Genomic DNA, 12,966 nt, shown 5'->3' with positions numbered 1-12,966 from the left:
GAGAGCCGCCGAAAGCAGCCGGATGCCAGTGGTCGCGGAACATACGCGGAATGCTCTTGGCCCCGTTTTCCCAGGTGGCTCCGCCAGTTTGCGGACCGGTCACACGCATCGGACCCACGAACGGGCGGTGCGCTCGTCCATCCCGATCTCGTCCTGGACGAGGATGACGGCCTCCTCCTCTTGGCCTCTCACCTTGAGCTGACGGACCCGCCCCGTCAGATCCATCGCCCACATCGGATCGACGTACTTGAGCACGCGCCGCTGCCGAAGGATCTTGCTTAATCGGGTGAGCCACAAGAGGAACGCCACACCGAAAAGCACACCGGGGAGGACGAATAACAGATAAGGGATCATCGGCTCCGACATGTGCGGATCTTATGACCCGCCATCGTGCCTTGAACATCGAAGGACCCCGAGAGATCTCCCGGGGTCCTTCGATGTGATCTCGTCTCATCCGACGAGGGCTTCCAGAATGCGGCGGTTGGCCATCTCGCGTTGCCCGTCGATGCACTTGGCGTAGACCCGCAGCATCACGTCCACACCGTGCCCGGCACGTTCCGCGGCTTCCGGCGCGTGGACCCCGGCATTCAGCCAGAGCGAGACCGCCGCGTGCCGCAGGTCGTACGGCCGGGCCGCCAACGGCGAGGCGACGACATCCGGAGGGAAGGCGTACGCGCGCGCTTCCTTCCAGATCTTCGACACGGTCGAGCCGGAGAAGGCTTTGCCGGACTCGGTGTTGCGGAACAGCCGCCCATCAGAGGCGACACCGTGGGCCGCGATGTGCTCGCGGAGGATCGTCACCAGTTCGGGCGGGATCGGAACGGGCCGGGTCTCCTTGGCGCCGCGATGCTTGAGGCCGCGTTCGTCGTGGGTCTCCCCCGAGTCGGTGTTCTCCGGCCGGGTCTTGGCCAACGTGAGGAGGCCCCAGCCGGTTTCGGGGAGATGGCAGTCCTGCTCACGAAGGCCGGCGGCTTCACCTGGGCGTAGCCCGCCGAAGTACATGGCCGCGAACATCGCCCGCATCATCGGCCCGCGCGTCCGCCCGACGTACGTCACGGCGGTGAGCAACTCCCGCGCCTGGACTGGGTTGACGACCGAGCGCCGATCGACCTCCCCGCCCGGCTTGGGACGGCGGAGCTTCACCCGGTGCAGCGGATTTGCCGAAAGTTCTTCCCGCTCTACGGCGTACTCCAGGGCGTGATGGAAAACGGCCCGCTTGCGCCGGTAGGTCAAGGGCGGCGCTACGCGCCGCCTCGCGGCCCTCCGCCCGCTCGGCGGCCGGGCATGCGGCCTGGGGCCGGTCCCGGCCGCCGGCAGCCCGGACCGCTCCGCCGGTAGACGAAACCGCTATACCGAAAGCACGCCGGGCACCATCAGGCCACCGCTCACGCTCGGTCGCTCTGACGAGCAGCCCCAATCGCTCCGCTCTCTTGCTTCTTCAAGAGCCCGATATAGCCGAGCGCCATTCCAAGTGAGCCGAGGACCCACCCCGCCCCTACCACTGTCGAAGCCGCTTGAAGCGTCGCGTTGGGAAGCACCACAATTCCCGCTCCGTCCTTCACGCTCCACAACAGGAACAACCCGACACCAAGCACGATCTGTTGAATGCTCATCACGACGAGGCCAACCCTGATCATCACGGAGTGATTGTCATCTCGGCGTCTCCCCGGCAGCAAGAGCCCGCCTCCGGGGTGATCGCCACGAGCACGAGCCGGGTCCGTAGCTGGCTGAGGTGGAAGCCTAATCGTCCCAGCCGCCGGCAGCTCGGGCCGCCCGCCGTGCACAGCATCCACAACACCAAGCCGACCATGGACCCGCCGTCGCCCGGGTCATCTCATGAGATCAACAGGAGCGGGCATCCCCTTCATGGCCTCCAGCACCACACGCTCACCCAGGGGACGGCTGAGCCGTACGATCACCTGCCTGCGGAATCCCACATCCAGGCAATCCCAGCTACTTCCCCTCTCGTGTGGATGCTCCTCTACCACGATCAGGGCCGCATGCGCAGATTCGACGGCTCGCGCGGTGTAGTCCGCGCCGCAAGGCCCAGTGGTCTTCCCCCCGGTGAACTCGGCGGTGAGCGTCTGTCCGTCCCGGTGAACGGTCACTTTCTTGACGGACGGAGCGCCAAGAAGGGGGCCGTACCCATCCCGCCGCAGAGGTAGAGGTGTCGGAGTAGCCCCCGCACCGTCCCTTGCGAACGCCCGTTCATAACTCTCAAGAGCCTGCCGTATGTGCCCATCAAGCTGCCGGGTGCCCTCGGTCGTGATCCACCACAGCAGCCCCGCCAAGACCAGAGCGACGACAGCCGCGACAAGCAGGACCCAGCGCGTACGAGTCATGATCGTGAGACGCCGCTCATATGGCGCTGGTTCACGCGCATCGCATCGGCCCCGCCGCTTGTCATCCATCAAATATGCCTCCGGCGGGGGCCTCGGCTCCGGGATGATCGCGCGAGCGTGACCCGGTCCGTAGCTGGCTGAGGTGGAAACCTGATCGTCCCGCCCGCCACGACCCAGGCAAGCCCAGCAGACCGACTCCTTCGGCCCCAAGCCCGTCTGTGACCGTTGGCATCCGATGATCGAGGAACGGCAACCGGCGGGCGTACACGCGAAGACGAGCTTGCCCCTCCGTCGCCGGCCCGCTGCCGCTTCGCGGGGGGTCGAGGCAGACGGGACGATCAGCCGGGCAAGGCGTGCGCGGGCGCGCATTTCAAGATCCGGCACATACGCGGAACGCCGCCGATGGAAGTTGATCGAAGCCGCGCCGGACCGCAGGTCAGGAGCCCACTCCTCCGACAAGATCAATTCCACTCATCCGTGGGTCGTGGGTTCAAGTCCCACCCGCCCTACTCACAAATATGTCCCCTACCTGCGATTTCTCGATTCGCTTCGATCTTGGAGCGAGCAGAAGGCGGCCGATGGTTGCTCGTCGGCTGCTCTTGGGCACCGTCCGGGCACGCGGTAGATCGTTTAGGTGGCCTTCGTCAGCTCAGACCCCGAAGACGATCAAGAGAAGACCACACCAGAACACCCCTCCCGCCCGAAACTTCCAACGCTGCCCCACTGACGACCAAGAACGCTTCACCCGCCCTCCGCCGACTTCGGGCGAAGGCTCGCGTTCTGATACCAGCGGACGAATACTCCGCTGGTTGGACCACTTCGTCCGCCATCCCGCGCAGACCACTCCACAATGTTCCACGGGGCCTCACATCACACACCACACCACCGGCCGAGAAACGATCGGCCGATGCGGATGGACGACGACCACCACTCCCCTGACACCAGGCAGGGACGGCCCGGCCACCGAGGATGCCCCGGCTTGATCTCCTCCACGCCGAATGCGCAAGAGCACCCGCAGCGGCGCCAACGGCGACGGCGTCGAGGTGGCCGTCATCTCGGCCACTGACGGCCACAAGACCGGCGAACGCCTGTACGCGGTTCGAGACCCCAAGGACCCCGACGGCCCCGCCCTCATCTTCACGCCCAGCGAGTGGGAAGCCTTCATCGCCGGCGTCAAAAGCGGCGAGTTCGACTGAACACCCTGCACCAACTCTGGGGCTGTGCGGCTTGGTCTGAGCCCGCGCGTCATCAACCCAAGTGACCCGCTACAGCCCTACGCTGTGGCACCCCCACCCATCCGTCCCGGCTCGGCTCTGACACTCCGTGCCTGGCGCGAGGCGCCGGAGCGAAGGCAGGCGTTACATGGAGCCCTACCTGATGAAGCAAACGGCAAGAGCGTCAGACAAGCCCTCACCTTTGTAGTCCGACCAGTCCGCGCCGCCCGTGTAGCGGGCCCAGTCCGCCTTGCTGATCTCCGTGCCGGGGTTGACTCCGCAAGCAGCCCGCCCCGGGTCGGCGACGATCTCGGCGAGGTCCCCGAGATCCCACAGGAAGACCCCGCCGGGGCCGGCCGCCAGGGCGACGCCGCCATCGGCGCCGAGAGCCACGGAGTAGATCTCCCGCGTGTATCCCTTCAACGCGGCCAGCCGGGCCGGCCTGGACCGGTCGGAAAGGTCCCAGAGGATGGCTGAATCGCTCGGTCCCGCGAGCAGGGCGGTCTTCCCATCGGGCGTCAAGGCCATGTCATACATATCCCTGAGGGGCACATCAAGCGTAGCCGTGCGAACCGGACGCGACGGGTCATCGAGGTTCCAGACCTCGGCCCAATGCGCGTCCCCGACAAGGACGACGCGCCCGTCCGCGCTCATCGCCGTCGCCCTCGCATACTTCTCGGCAGGTACCAGGTCGGCCGATTTGACCGGACGCGAGGGATCGGAAAGGTCCCAGACCATCACCGCTCGATAGTTGGACAAACTGCTCTCGTACGAGATGACGGCGATCCCACCGTCCGCGCTGAGTCTGACGTCGCCAACGATGGCGAAGGTGAGAAATCTCGTCACCGACCGGCGCACCGGACGAGACCGGTCGGTCAGATCCCACACGGTCAGGTCGCCGCCGAGGTCGGCGGTCACCGCCCTGCGGCCGTCGCGCGACAACGCCATCGCCAGGACGCTGGCGTCGTCCTCGGCGTTCTTCCCGCCCGCCATTACGGCCGCCCGGATCGGCTTGGCCGGATGGGTGAGATCCCACACGATCGTGTCGCCGACGTCGCCGCCGGTCAGCGCGGTCCGGCCGTCGCCGCTCAGCGCGGTCATGCTCATGCCTTCCCTGCGGTCCTTCAACACGGCGACCCGATCGGACTTATTGACGATCTTGGGATCGAGCCAGGTCGTGAGGTCCCATACGCTCATTTCGTCGCCGCCGGCCAGGGCGATCCGCCCGTCGTCGCTCAGCACCACCTCGCCGGAGACGTCCGGGGTGAGTTCATAGCCGCGTATCCCGACCATCGTGTCGATCAGCCCCGCCCGGGTCTGCTCGTCAGGGTGGATCCTGACTGCGGCCAAGCCGAGGTCTAGGGCCATGCCACGGGCGGTGCCACGCAACTCCGCGGCGTGGAGCGCGAGCCCATGAGCCAGTGCGATCCGCTCCTGAACCGACGCCCTGTCGTGCTCACGCTTCCACAGGAGCCCAGCCACGCCCCAGGAGACGACCAGGAGCACGGCAAGCACTAACGTGCACGTTCTCCGGCGAGGACCGCCGCGTCCATCCACATGGCGGGCTCCGGCCAGGTCATTCATCTCGGCCTCCAGTCCATCCGGATCACAACGGCGCGTATTCCGTGTGGTAGACGTGCTCGTAGAGCGGACCGCAGAATGAGGTGCCGGTCATGGTGGTGTGGCAGTCAAAGGTCCGGATGATCATCACGCCCACGAGAGACTGAGTCACAGGAACTACTCAGCAACATTGGAGCGGTCTTTAAGAAAGTGAGCACACGGTACCTGCGAACGATCTTGACGTAAAGAGTGGATAAAATGTGATCTAGCTCATATCAAGTGCTCGTCCGGAACGTGCCGCGTCTCCGCCTGCTCGCCTCAGCGTGCTTAACAGCCCGTTATCGGGCCGCGGGCGGTGCCGCACTGAGCCTTCGCGACGCTGAACGCGCAGCGGATCCGCTGGACGGTGGAAAGCACACTCAGGAGAGCGGCCGAGCAACCTGCCGCTTCTGTGTGGGTTCTTCTCTGTGTCGGCGCTACCCGCTTCCCTCATCGGGGTGACGCCCGCCCTGTCCTCGGAGCGGCGCGGGTGGGCACAGTAAAGGGTGCATGGTTGCTCCATGTTTACCCGCGTGTACACGGCAGGGGCTGAAACGTCACCCAGGCATACACGGTTGCTCGTGCCATCGCCGGGATGGTCGCTCGTTGTTCGCTCGCGTGTACGCGGTGCGAGCTGGAATGACCTGTCACAACCCGGCACGTCGACACAGACAACAGCGGGCGGAAGGATAGAAATCGACACAGGGAGACATAGGACGGCATTGATCAAGGCGACTCATAATCCGTGGGTCGTGGGTTCAAGTCCCACCCGCCCTACTCATAAAATATGGCCCCTGACCTGCGACTTCTCGATTCGCTTCGATCTTGGAGCGAGTAGAATCGGATATGTGCTCATCGGTGGCTGGCGACCGCTGTGCCCACGACCACCGCCGGGCGGGCGCCACCTTCATGTTCCGCCCGTACCCCAAGCGGCGGCGTGACCGCACCCGGCCGTGCCATCCTGGTGGTCACGATGGCCGGTCATCAACCGTCGAGTGCCGTGCTGATCCTCTTGCGGCTGTCATGGGGCTGTTCCAGGTCTTCATGAGCTCGACCAGGTGCCCGCTGTAGCTGCGTTCGGCTTTGGTGTAGTCGTTTCCGCCGGGGCCGAAGGACCAGGCAATAGCGTTCATCTCCTCTTCGTCCCTGGAGGGGGCGGATCGGAAGAAGGTGGCCAGGCGTTCGTCGACGGTGGGGAACCGGTTGGCGGGGAGTTTGAGGGCGTAGAACCCGACGCGGTGAATCTGGCCGTCGGGCACGCTCATGGTCACCGAGAAGGTGTGTCCGTCGGGTGGTGTGAAGGTCGCCATGTCGTCGAACAGGGTCGGCTCGGGCGGGTTGCCACCCGCCAGGGCGATCAGCTCTTCGGCCTTGTCCGGGGTGATCTTGCAGGACGTCCGGAAGTAGAGGTTGGCGGTACCACCGTGGTAGTCGACGGCGACGTGACGCACGGAGGTCAGCCCCAGCGCGCGGAAGCGCGGCTCGTGCAGGCGCAGCGCCTGAGGGACGTGGGACGCGCCGAGCACCTGGTCGACCGGGCGCATCCCACCCAGGTAGACCCAGGTCTTGGCGAGGCCGTGCGCGGCGTCGAAGTCGCAGAGTTCGGTGGAGGCATCGCCATACAGCGCGCTCCAGGAGGCGATCCGGTCGATCAGCGTGTGGCCCGGGTCCAGGAGTCCGGCGCGGATCGCGGTGCCGACCGAGTCGGTGGGGCGGCGTTCGTAGAACCGGTAGTTGAGCGGGCCGCCGGGTGTGTCGGTGGTGCGCCACAGGACGGCGCCGTCGCGGAAGCTGTCGGGGTAGGCGTCCAGGACCGCCCGTGTCACCGGTTCGGAGTAGGCCGCGCCGATAGCGTCGGCGGTCGTCCTAATGTCGCGCAGGAACAGGTCGGGGGAGAACGCGAGAGGGGTGGTCATGGTCGCTCCGATCGGTGGGGGCCGTCGTGGAGACGGGTCCAGGCTCCGTAGTGGGTGTTGCCCAGGACCATGCTGCGGCTCTCCTGCACCGCCCGCTCCAGCGTCGCGACGAGCTTGTCGTCGACGAGCAGGCCGTCGGGCAGGGCGATTCCGGCTTGGCGCAGGAGCGGTTCGACGGCCTGGACGGCGCTACCGAGCCAGGTGAAGACCGTGGAGCCGGGCTTCCCGCCCGTCATGGCCCCGGAGTCGACATCCGGCCACGGCAGGCCCGCGTCCAGGAACACGCGGGTGAGGTGCCGGCCGAAGTCCGGGGCGATCCCGTGGGCGCGGAACAGGGCGCTCAGCAGGGCGTAGCAGTCGTTCCAGAGTGCGCAGCGCGGGACGCTGACGTCCGGGTTGGAGACGTCCATGTCGTGCATGACGACGATGCCGCCGGGGCGGACGAGCCCGGCCAGGCGGCGCAGCGCGGCGGCCGGGTCCGGCAGGTACTGCAGGACGAACCTGCCGACCAGCGCGTCGAACGGTCGCCACGCGGCGCCAGAACCCGCCGGATCGACCCCTGCCGGATCGAACTCCGCCAGATCGGCGTTCGCGAAGCTCACGATGTCCGTGAACCCCATGGACGCGGCGCGCTCGCGTGCCGTCTCCACGGCGGCGGGTTCGCGTTCGACGCCGACCACGCGCCCGCCGGGGCCGACGATCTCCGCGGCGATGAACGCGACATCGCCCAGGCCCGACCCGACGTCCAGGACGGACATGCCCTCGGTGAGCCCGGCGCGGCGCAACAGCCGTGCCGTCCAGGGGCGGACGTAGGACGCCTGGATGAGCAGCCTGCGCTGTTCCAGCGCCGCATGACCGAGGAGGTAACCGGTTGCGTGCTCCGCCGTGTCGGACATGAAACCGCCTCCGCAGGTAGGGCCGAACGTCGTTGAACGGTAAGTCGGGTGGGGGCCGGTCGGGTAGTGGGCTATGCGGCCAGTTTCTGGAGGAAGTCGGTGAAGTCCGCGTCGGCCCAGTGGTCGATGATCGATCCGGTCGACGGTCGTCGCGGTGAAGGACGCGTAGCGGCCGGTCGGCGGGTAGTAAGAACTATCCATTGAGTTCCTCCAAGGCTCTTCAGCCGCTCTAACCGCAGGACCTGGGCTTACGTGATGGCGCTCCGGCTTCTTCAGGTGTTGATGAGATTTCAGGGATTCTGAAGGTCTATCGTCCTGGTCGTTCGTCTTGCTGTGATGGTGAAGGCGAGGTGCCGGCCGCTCCGAGCCGACCCGCTGTCCAGGAGCAATGAATGGCGGGCTGCCCCGGAAAGGCAGCCCGCCGGCACATCAGAGCCGCAGCGTCTTGAGACCAGGCGCGAGTTGGACGGGGTGAATCTCTGCCCCCAACGGCTCCCCTCACGATGGTGCGCAGCGCGACGGATGAGATCCTGGCCTCTATCCGGCGAGCGTTTCAGGACGCGAAGTCAGCCTTGTCGTCGATCCATGACGGCAGGCTCGGCCACCACTCATTAGGCCCCGCGCGGAACACGAGGTCCGGGTCCCCATACAGCCACACGGAGCGAAGCGGCGAATTAGACCAGCTCCTGAGTGAAGAGACCTTGTTCTTCACGTAGGAGGGCAGTTCTATGTACGTCCCTAAGGAGTACTCGAAGCAGTCGCCCTGGTAGTAGGGGTCGGTGAATAGCTGTGCATAGCCCGGCTTCTCGTAGTGGGTGCAGTTTCCAGCCGCATTCGCGCTGGGGGCGGACGTGATAAGGCCCGCCGCCACCGCAACGGCCACCACTCCAGCCTTGAGTGGCATCTTCTTGATCATTTCCTGACTCCTTCGTGCAGAAGCGGAACCGTGTCACACGGTCCACTGTGATCGTCGAATCGAACTCGTCTACGCGCGCCCCAGAATGCCCATTGACGAGCTGGGAAGCGTGGCGAGGCCCTCCTGCTCGTCGCTCGGGCCGTACGTGGTGCTCATGCTCATGCAGCCCAGGCCCTCGGCGCTCACGACGAGACCTTGGGAGCCAAGGTGGACCTTCTTCATGGTTACCTCCTGACAGGTATGGTTTTCTGCTTCTCTCAGGGCGCCCCTCCGGCTGGAGGGACGCCGTGGAGTTCGGCTCCGCCTGGTCAGCCGGATCCGAAGCCCTTACGGCAGGCGAAGCTCAACGCCTCGTTGACGCTGCCGTAACGCTGGTAGCGGGCGACGAGCGGGTACATGCACACCGGCCGCGTCTGGACCACGTTGCCGCCGGTGGAGATGGGTGTCATCACGACCTCACGCCTGTAGTCCACGACCGTGGTTCCTTCCTGCGTCCGCGGCCCGCCGGTGGGGCCGCCAAGCTTGCCGTGACTTCACGGTCGCGCTTCAGGACCGCGGCTCGCATCCGTCAAACACCCTGGCCCGTACCCGGGCATGTCGAGGGCGGCGCCGGTTTGCGACCAGCCGTGAAGCGAGTGCGGACATGCGCCCTTCTTTCGCAGTCGCGGCGCGGCGTCCGCACCAGGAGAGGTCCCTGGTGCGGGCTCCCGGCCTTAGGGCACCGTGTATCCGCCGTCAACGGGGACCACCACGCCGGTGACGAAGCTCGCCTTGTCGGAGCTGAGCCACACCACGGCGTCCGCGATCTCGCCCGCGGTGGCGATCCGCCCCATCGGGTGGGATGCGATGATCGACTTCATGGGCTCGGAGTCCCTGTCCTGCGAGGCGATCATCGGCGTCTCCACCAGACCGGGTGCCACGGCATTGATGCGGACGCCGTAGGACGCAGCCTCCAGCGCCGAACTCTTGGTCATCGCGATCGCGGCCGCCTTGGTGGCGGTGTAGCCGGAGAACCCGGCCACGCCGACCAGCCCGGCACCGACCGGCTCATCCGCATCGTCGAGGACCCGACCACCGACCCCGACTTCCGCCGCATGTGGGCCGACCAGGACGTGTACCGGCCCATGTACGGCGCCAAGCGCTACCGCCACCCGCTCACCGGCGAACTCACCCTCGGCTTCGAGGCATTCACCCCAGCCGGCGCGCCACGCCAGACGCTCGGCCTCTACACCGTCGAACCGGGTTCCCCCTCGGAAGCAGCGCTTCGCGAGATCTGAGCCACAGATACACGAGCAGCACCACGCCGGAAAGCCGAGGCCGTAAACCTGTTTGGCTCAGCGCCGGCTCGCCGGGCAACTTCTACCACTAGCTGCGCCAGACCGTGCCCGGCGGAAGCAGCCACCGCCGGGCCTCGCCGTACGCAGTGGTTCACGTGGTGGAGGGTCGACAGCCACGCCATCTGCAAGCGTACGGCGGGGCCTGGAGCGGTACGGGGTTCTTCCTGCTGACGAATTCCTGGTTCAGATAAGGGCACGGAGGACAGGCTGGAGCGCGCGGTGGAAGGTCGGGTACGCGAAGTGCATCCCGGCCAGTGTGCTGACCGGGACCTCCGCGTGGATCGCTGTTACGAGCGCGGCCAGCACCTCACCGCCCGCGCTTCCGACGACGGTGCCGCCGATCAGCACGCCCCGGTCCGCGTCCGCGATCAGCTTGATCGGACCCGTCTCCTCGGCGATCCAGCCGCGGGTCCCCAAGTCGGCGGTCGCTGTCCGGACGTTGATGCCGCGTTCGCGTGCGGCGGTCTCGGTCAGTCCGACCGAGCCGACCTCGGGGGACGTGAAGGTGACGCGGCCGACGGCCCGGTAGTCCGCCCACGGGCCGTCGGCGCCGGTGAGGTCCCGGACCGCCACGTCGGCCTGGTACATCGACATGTGCGTGAACGCGCCCTTGCCGGTGATGTCGCCGATGGCCCAGACGCCCTCGGCCACCCGCATCCGCTCGTCCGGGTCCAGCACCCGCGCCTGCGGATCCAGTCCGATGTGCTCCAGGCCGAGATCGCGCAGGTTGTTGCGTCGGCCCGCGGCGACCAGCAGGCGCTCGGCCGTGACTGCGCCGTCGGCGAGCCGGATCCGGAAGCCATCGCCGTCGTGCTCGACCCGCTGGGCCCGCGCCGACGTGCGCACTGTGATGCCTTCGGCCGCGAACGCCTTCGCCACGGCCGCGGAGGCCTCTGGCTCCTCGACCGCGAGCAACCGGTCGGCGGCCTCGATCACGGTCACCTCGACGCCGAAGGCGGCGAAGGCCTGCGCGATCTCGCAGCCGATCGCGCCGCCGCCGAGCACCGCCAGCGAGGCCGGCGGCTCGGTCAGCCGGACGACATCCCGGTTGGTCCAGTACGGCGTGTCCACGAGCCCGGGGATCGGTGGCGCGGCCGGGGAGGTCCCGGTGTTGAGCACGATGCCTCGCCGGGCGGTGTACGACGTCAGTGACCCGTCGGGGCCGGTGACGGTGACCGTGCCGGGCGCGGTGATCCGGCCGCGGCCGCGGGCGAAGACGCCGCCGGCGTCGACCAGCCGGTCCACCGCGACCTGGTCGTTCCAGTCGTCGGTGGCCTCCTTGCGGATCCGGTCCGCGACCGGCTTCCAGTCCGGGGTGACGGCCGCCGATCCGGCGCGGCCCTCGACGAGCCGGGTCGCGCGCAGCTTGTCGGCCGCGGCGATCATCATCTTGGTCGGGATGCACCCGAAGTAGGGGCACTCTCCGCCGACCAGTCGTTCGTCCACGCCCACGACCGACAGCCCGGCCTTGGCCAGGCTTCCGGCCACGTGCTCGCCGCCGGGGCCCAAGCCGATCACTACGACGTCGCATTCGCTGGTCTCGCTCATGTCTGCGCACCTTTCCGCTCGTGTCGCCTTGCCTTCCGACCATGCCGCACAGCCTGTGTCATCGCATCCGTGACATCCCCGTGCCTGGTGCCCGGCCCGGGGCCCCGGCCTGCTCGTCGTTCCGGCACGAGAGGTTCGGGGCGGGGCCAGGGGGTCTCCCTGGTGCGACGGCACCGCCGCGGGACGAGGCTGGCAGCACAACCGCAACAGCAAAGGAAGGGCCGTCATGGCCAGGCTTGCAGGAGGGGGCGGGAACTCAGCCGAGGTCGCGGCCCTCTGGCGAGGTCAACAAGGCGCTGCTGACGTTCCTCGCCAGCTGACCAGGCCCCTTCCCGAGCTCATAAAGGAGAGCGAGCATGAACAACTCACCGATCAACCCCAAGACCATCACCGTGGACGGGCTCACCGTCCGCTATGCCGAGAGCGAGCAACGCGACACGCACGCGCTCCTGCTCAGCCCATGGCCCGAGAGCGTGTACGCCTTCGAGCCCACCTGGGCGGAGTTGGCGGCCGATGTTCACATCGTGGCCGTCGACCTGCCCGGTTTCGGACAGTCGCAAGGCCGTCCGGACGTGCTCACCCCGCGAACCGCCGGCGCGTTCGTGCACCGGATCCTGGACGCGCTCGGGCTCGACCAGGTGCACATCGTCGGCCCGGACATCGGCACCAGCGCCTCCCTGTTCGCGGCGGCGCAACAGCCGGGCCGTTTCCACAGCGTCGTCATCGGCAGCGGCGGGGCATCCGCCGACCTCGAACTCGGCGAGCCGCTCGCGGGCTGGGTGTCGGACCCCGACATCACCTGGTACGAGCAGAACGCCCACACCGTCATGAAGGCGACCCTGGACAACATCTTCCCTGCCGTACCGCTCGCCGACCACGTGCGAGAGGACTACCTCGCGTCGTACGCCGGTCGACGGTTCGCCGAGTCGATGCGGTACGTCCGCACCTACCCGACCGAGCTCAGAGCCCTGGAGCAGGTGCTCCCGGATATCCGGACGCCGGTCCGGATCATCGCACCCGAGCGGGACCAGGTCGTCCCGCCCGCGCACGGCGAGTTCCTCGCCGCCCGGCTGCCCAACAGCAGCCTCGACATCGTCGACGCGGGTCACTTCATCTGGGAAGAGGCCCCCAAGCCCTACGCCTCCCTGGTCCTCGACTGGTGGGACCGCCACCACACCAACACTGAAAGGTGAAAACC

At 67.3% G+C, this 12,966-nt stretch carries 15 protein-coding genes; 3 read left to right on the top strand and 12 right to left on the bottom strand.

Translation table 11 applies throughout. From position 1 onward, the window contains the following. Window positions 1-99 precede the first annotated feature (99 nt). The 3 genes from AWQ68_RS38540 to AWQ68_RS38530 all read right to left on the bottom strand — a co-directional run bounded on the left by AWQ68_RS38540 (window position 100) and on the right by AWQ68_RS38530 (window position 1,640). Window positions 100-366, bottom strand: a complete 267-nt coding sequence (locus AWQ68_RS38540) for a hypothetical protein (RefSeq protein WP_245656535.1) — start codon at window positions 364-366, stop codon at window positions 100-102. Window positions 367-450: 84 nt separating this feature from the next. Then, entirely contained in the window at window positions 451-1,143 is a 693-nt protein-coding gene (locus AWQ68_RS38535; protein WP_245656533.1) for a tyrosine-type recombinase/integrase, read from the bottom strand. A gap of 242 nt (window positions 1,144-1,385) precedes the next feature. Continuing rightward, entirely contained in the window at window positions 1,386-1,640 is a 255-nt protein-coding gene (locus tag AWQ68_RS38530) for a hypothetical protein (RefSeq protein WP_066951145.1), read from the bottom strand. A gap of 1,700 nt (window positions 1,641-3,340) precedes the next feature. Between AWQ68_RS38530 and AWQ68_RS38520 the strand changes: the two genes are divergently transcribed. After that, entirely contained in the window at window positions 3,341-3,538 is a 198-nt protein-coding gene (locus AWQ68_RS38520; protein ID WP_066951140.1) for a DUF397 domain-containing protein, read from the top strand. Between the two features lie 174 nt (window positions 3,539-3,712). Here AWQ68_RS38520 and AWQ68_RS38515 read toward each other — a convergent pair whose 3' ends face one another. The 8 genes from AWQ68_RS38515 to AWQ68_RS43860 form a co-directional block, all read right to left on the bottom strand. After that, window positions 3,713-5,071, bottom strand: coding sequence for a WD40 repeat domain-containing protein (locus AWQ68_RS38515; RefSeq protein WP_066951138.1), 1,359 nt, complete (start codon window positions 5,069-5,071; stop codon window positions 3,713-3,715). Between the two features lie 91 nt (window positions 5,072-5,162). Next, a complete protein-coding gene (locus tag AWQ68_RS45870; protein ID WP_281217851.1) occupies window positions 5,163-5,288 on the bottom strand; it encodes a hypothetical protein in 126 nt (41 codons plus the stop codon). 835 nt (window positions 5,289-6,123) lie between these two features. Beyond that, window positions 6,124-7,071 carry an aromatic prenyltransferase gene (locus AWQ68_RS38510; RefSeq protein WP_066951135.1) on the bottom strand — a complete coding sequence of 316 codons (948 nt, stop codon included), beginning with the start codon at window positions 7,069-7,071 and terminating at the stop codon, window positions 6,124-6,126. Then, complete coding sequence (locus tag AWQ68_RS38505) at window positions 7,068-7,967, bottom strand: class I SAM-dependent methyltransferase (RefSeq protein WP_066951132.1); 900 nt, start codon at window positions 7,965-7,967, stop codon at window positions 7,068-7,070. Before AWQ68_RS38505 ends, AWQ68_RS38510 begins: the two co-directional genes overlap by 4 nt. Before the next feature lie 553 nt (window positions 7,968-8,520). Continuing rightward, window positions 8,521-8,883 (bottom strand): hypothetical protein, encoded by a 363-nt coding sequence (locus tag AWQ68_RS38500; protein ID WP_066951130.1) that lies wholly within the window; start codon window positions 8,881-8,883, stop codon window positions 8,521-8,523. A gap of 69 nt (window positions 8,884-8,952) precedes the next feature. After that, window positions 8,953-9,105 (bottom strand): hypothetical protein, encoded by a 153-nt coding sequence (locus tag AWQ68_RS43230; protein ID WP_218007230.1) that lies wholly within the window; start codon window positions 9,103-9,105, stop codon window positions 8,953-8,955. 86 nt (window positions 9,106-9,191) lie between these two features. Continuing rightward, on the bottom strand, window positions 9,192-9,356 hold the full coding sequence (locus AWQ68_RS43225) for a tannase/feruloyl esterase family alpha/beta hydrolase (protein WP_157546427.1): 165 nt from the start codon (window positions 9,354-9,356) through the stop codon (window positions 9,192-9,194). 240 nt (window positions 9,357-9,596) lie between these two features. After that, complete coding sequence (locus tag AWQ68_RS43860) at window positions 9,597-9,914, bottom strand: SDR family NAD(P)-dependent oxidoreductase (RefSeq protein ID WP_281217852.1); 318 nt, start codon at window positions 9,912-9,914, stop codon at window positions 9,597-9,599. Between AWQ68_RS43860 and AWQ68_RS45510 the strand changes: the two genes are divergently transcribed. Beyond that, window positions 9,807-10,160, top strand: coding sequence for an MmyB family transcriptional regulator (locus AWQ68_RS45510; RefSeq protein WP_245656537.1), 354 nt, complete (start codon window positions 9,807-9,809; stop codon window positions 10,158-10,160). The genes AWQ68_RS43860 and AWQ68_RS45510 overlap by 108 nt on opposite strands. A 243-nt stretch (window positions 10,161-10,403) precedes the next feature. Here the strand turns inward: AWQ68_RS45510 and AWQ68_RS38485 are convergent, their stop codons facing one another. Then, window positions 10,404-11,768: a dihydrolipoyl dehydrogenase family protein gene (locus AWQ68_RS38485; RefSeq protein ID WP_066951122.1), complete on the bottom strand. Its 1,365-nt coding sequence runs from the start codon at window positions 11,766-11,768 to the stop codon at window positions 10,404-10,406. 356 nt (window positions 11,769-12,124) lie between these two features. On the opposite strand from AWQ68_RS38485, the gene AWQ68_RS38480 reads away from it, so the two are divergent. Further along, complete coding sequence (locus AWQ68_RS38480) at window positions 12,125-12,961, top strand: alpha/beta fold hydrolase (RefSeq protein ID WP_066951120.1); 837 nt, start codon at window positions 12,125-12,127, stop codon at window positions 12,959-12,961. Window positions 12,962-12,966: the final 5 nt, after the last annotated feature.

Source organism: Microtetraspora fusca (assembly GCF_001570365.1).
Lineage (GTDB): Bacteria > Actinomycetota > Actinomycetes > Streptosporangiales > Streptosporangiaceae > Microtetraspora > Microtetraspora fusca.
This window is presented reverse-complemented; position numbering and strand designations above follow the sequence as displayed.

Bases quoted from the DNA above. Each gene is read 5' to 3' on its own strand.
- AWQ68_RS38540 (WP_245656535.1), bottom strand. From the start codon at position 366: ATGTCGGAGCCGATGATCCCTTATCTGTTATTCGTCCTCCCCGGTGTG.
- AWQ68_RS38520 (WP_066951140.1), top strand. From the start codon at position 3,341: ATGCGCAAGAGCACCCGCAGCGGCGCCAACGGCGACGGCGTCGAGGTG.
- AWQ68_RS38510 (WP_066951135.1), bottom strand. From the start codon at position 7,071: ATGACCACCCCTCTCGCGTTCTCCCCCGACCTGTTCCTGCGCGACATT.
- AWQ68_RS38505 (WP_066951132.1), bottom strand. From the start codon at position 7,967: ATGTCCGACACGGCGGAGCACGCAACCGGTTACCTCCTCGGTCATGCG.
- AWQ68_RS38500 (WP_066951130.1), bottom strand. From the start codon at position 8,883: ATGATCAAGAAGATGCCACTCAAGGCTGGAGTGGTGGCCGTTGCGGTG.
- AWQ68_RS43230 (WP_218007230.1), bottom strand. From the start codon at position 9,105: ATGAAGAAGGTCCACCTTGGCTCCCAAGGTCTCGTCGTGAGCGCCGAG.
- AWQ68_RS38485 (WP_066951122.1), bottom strand. From the start codon at position 11,768: ATGAGCGAGACCAGCGAATGCGACGTCGTAGTGATCGGCTTGGGCCCC.
- AWQ68_RS38480 (WP_066951120.1), top strand. From the start codon at position 12,125: ATGAACAACTCACCGATCAACCCCAAGACCATCACCGTGGACGGGCTC.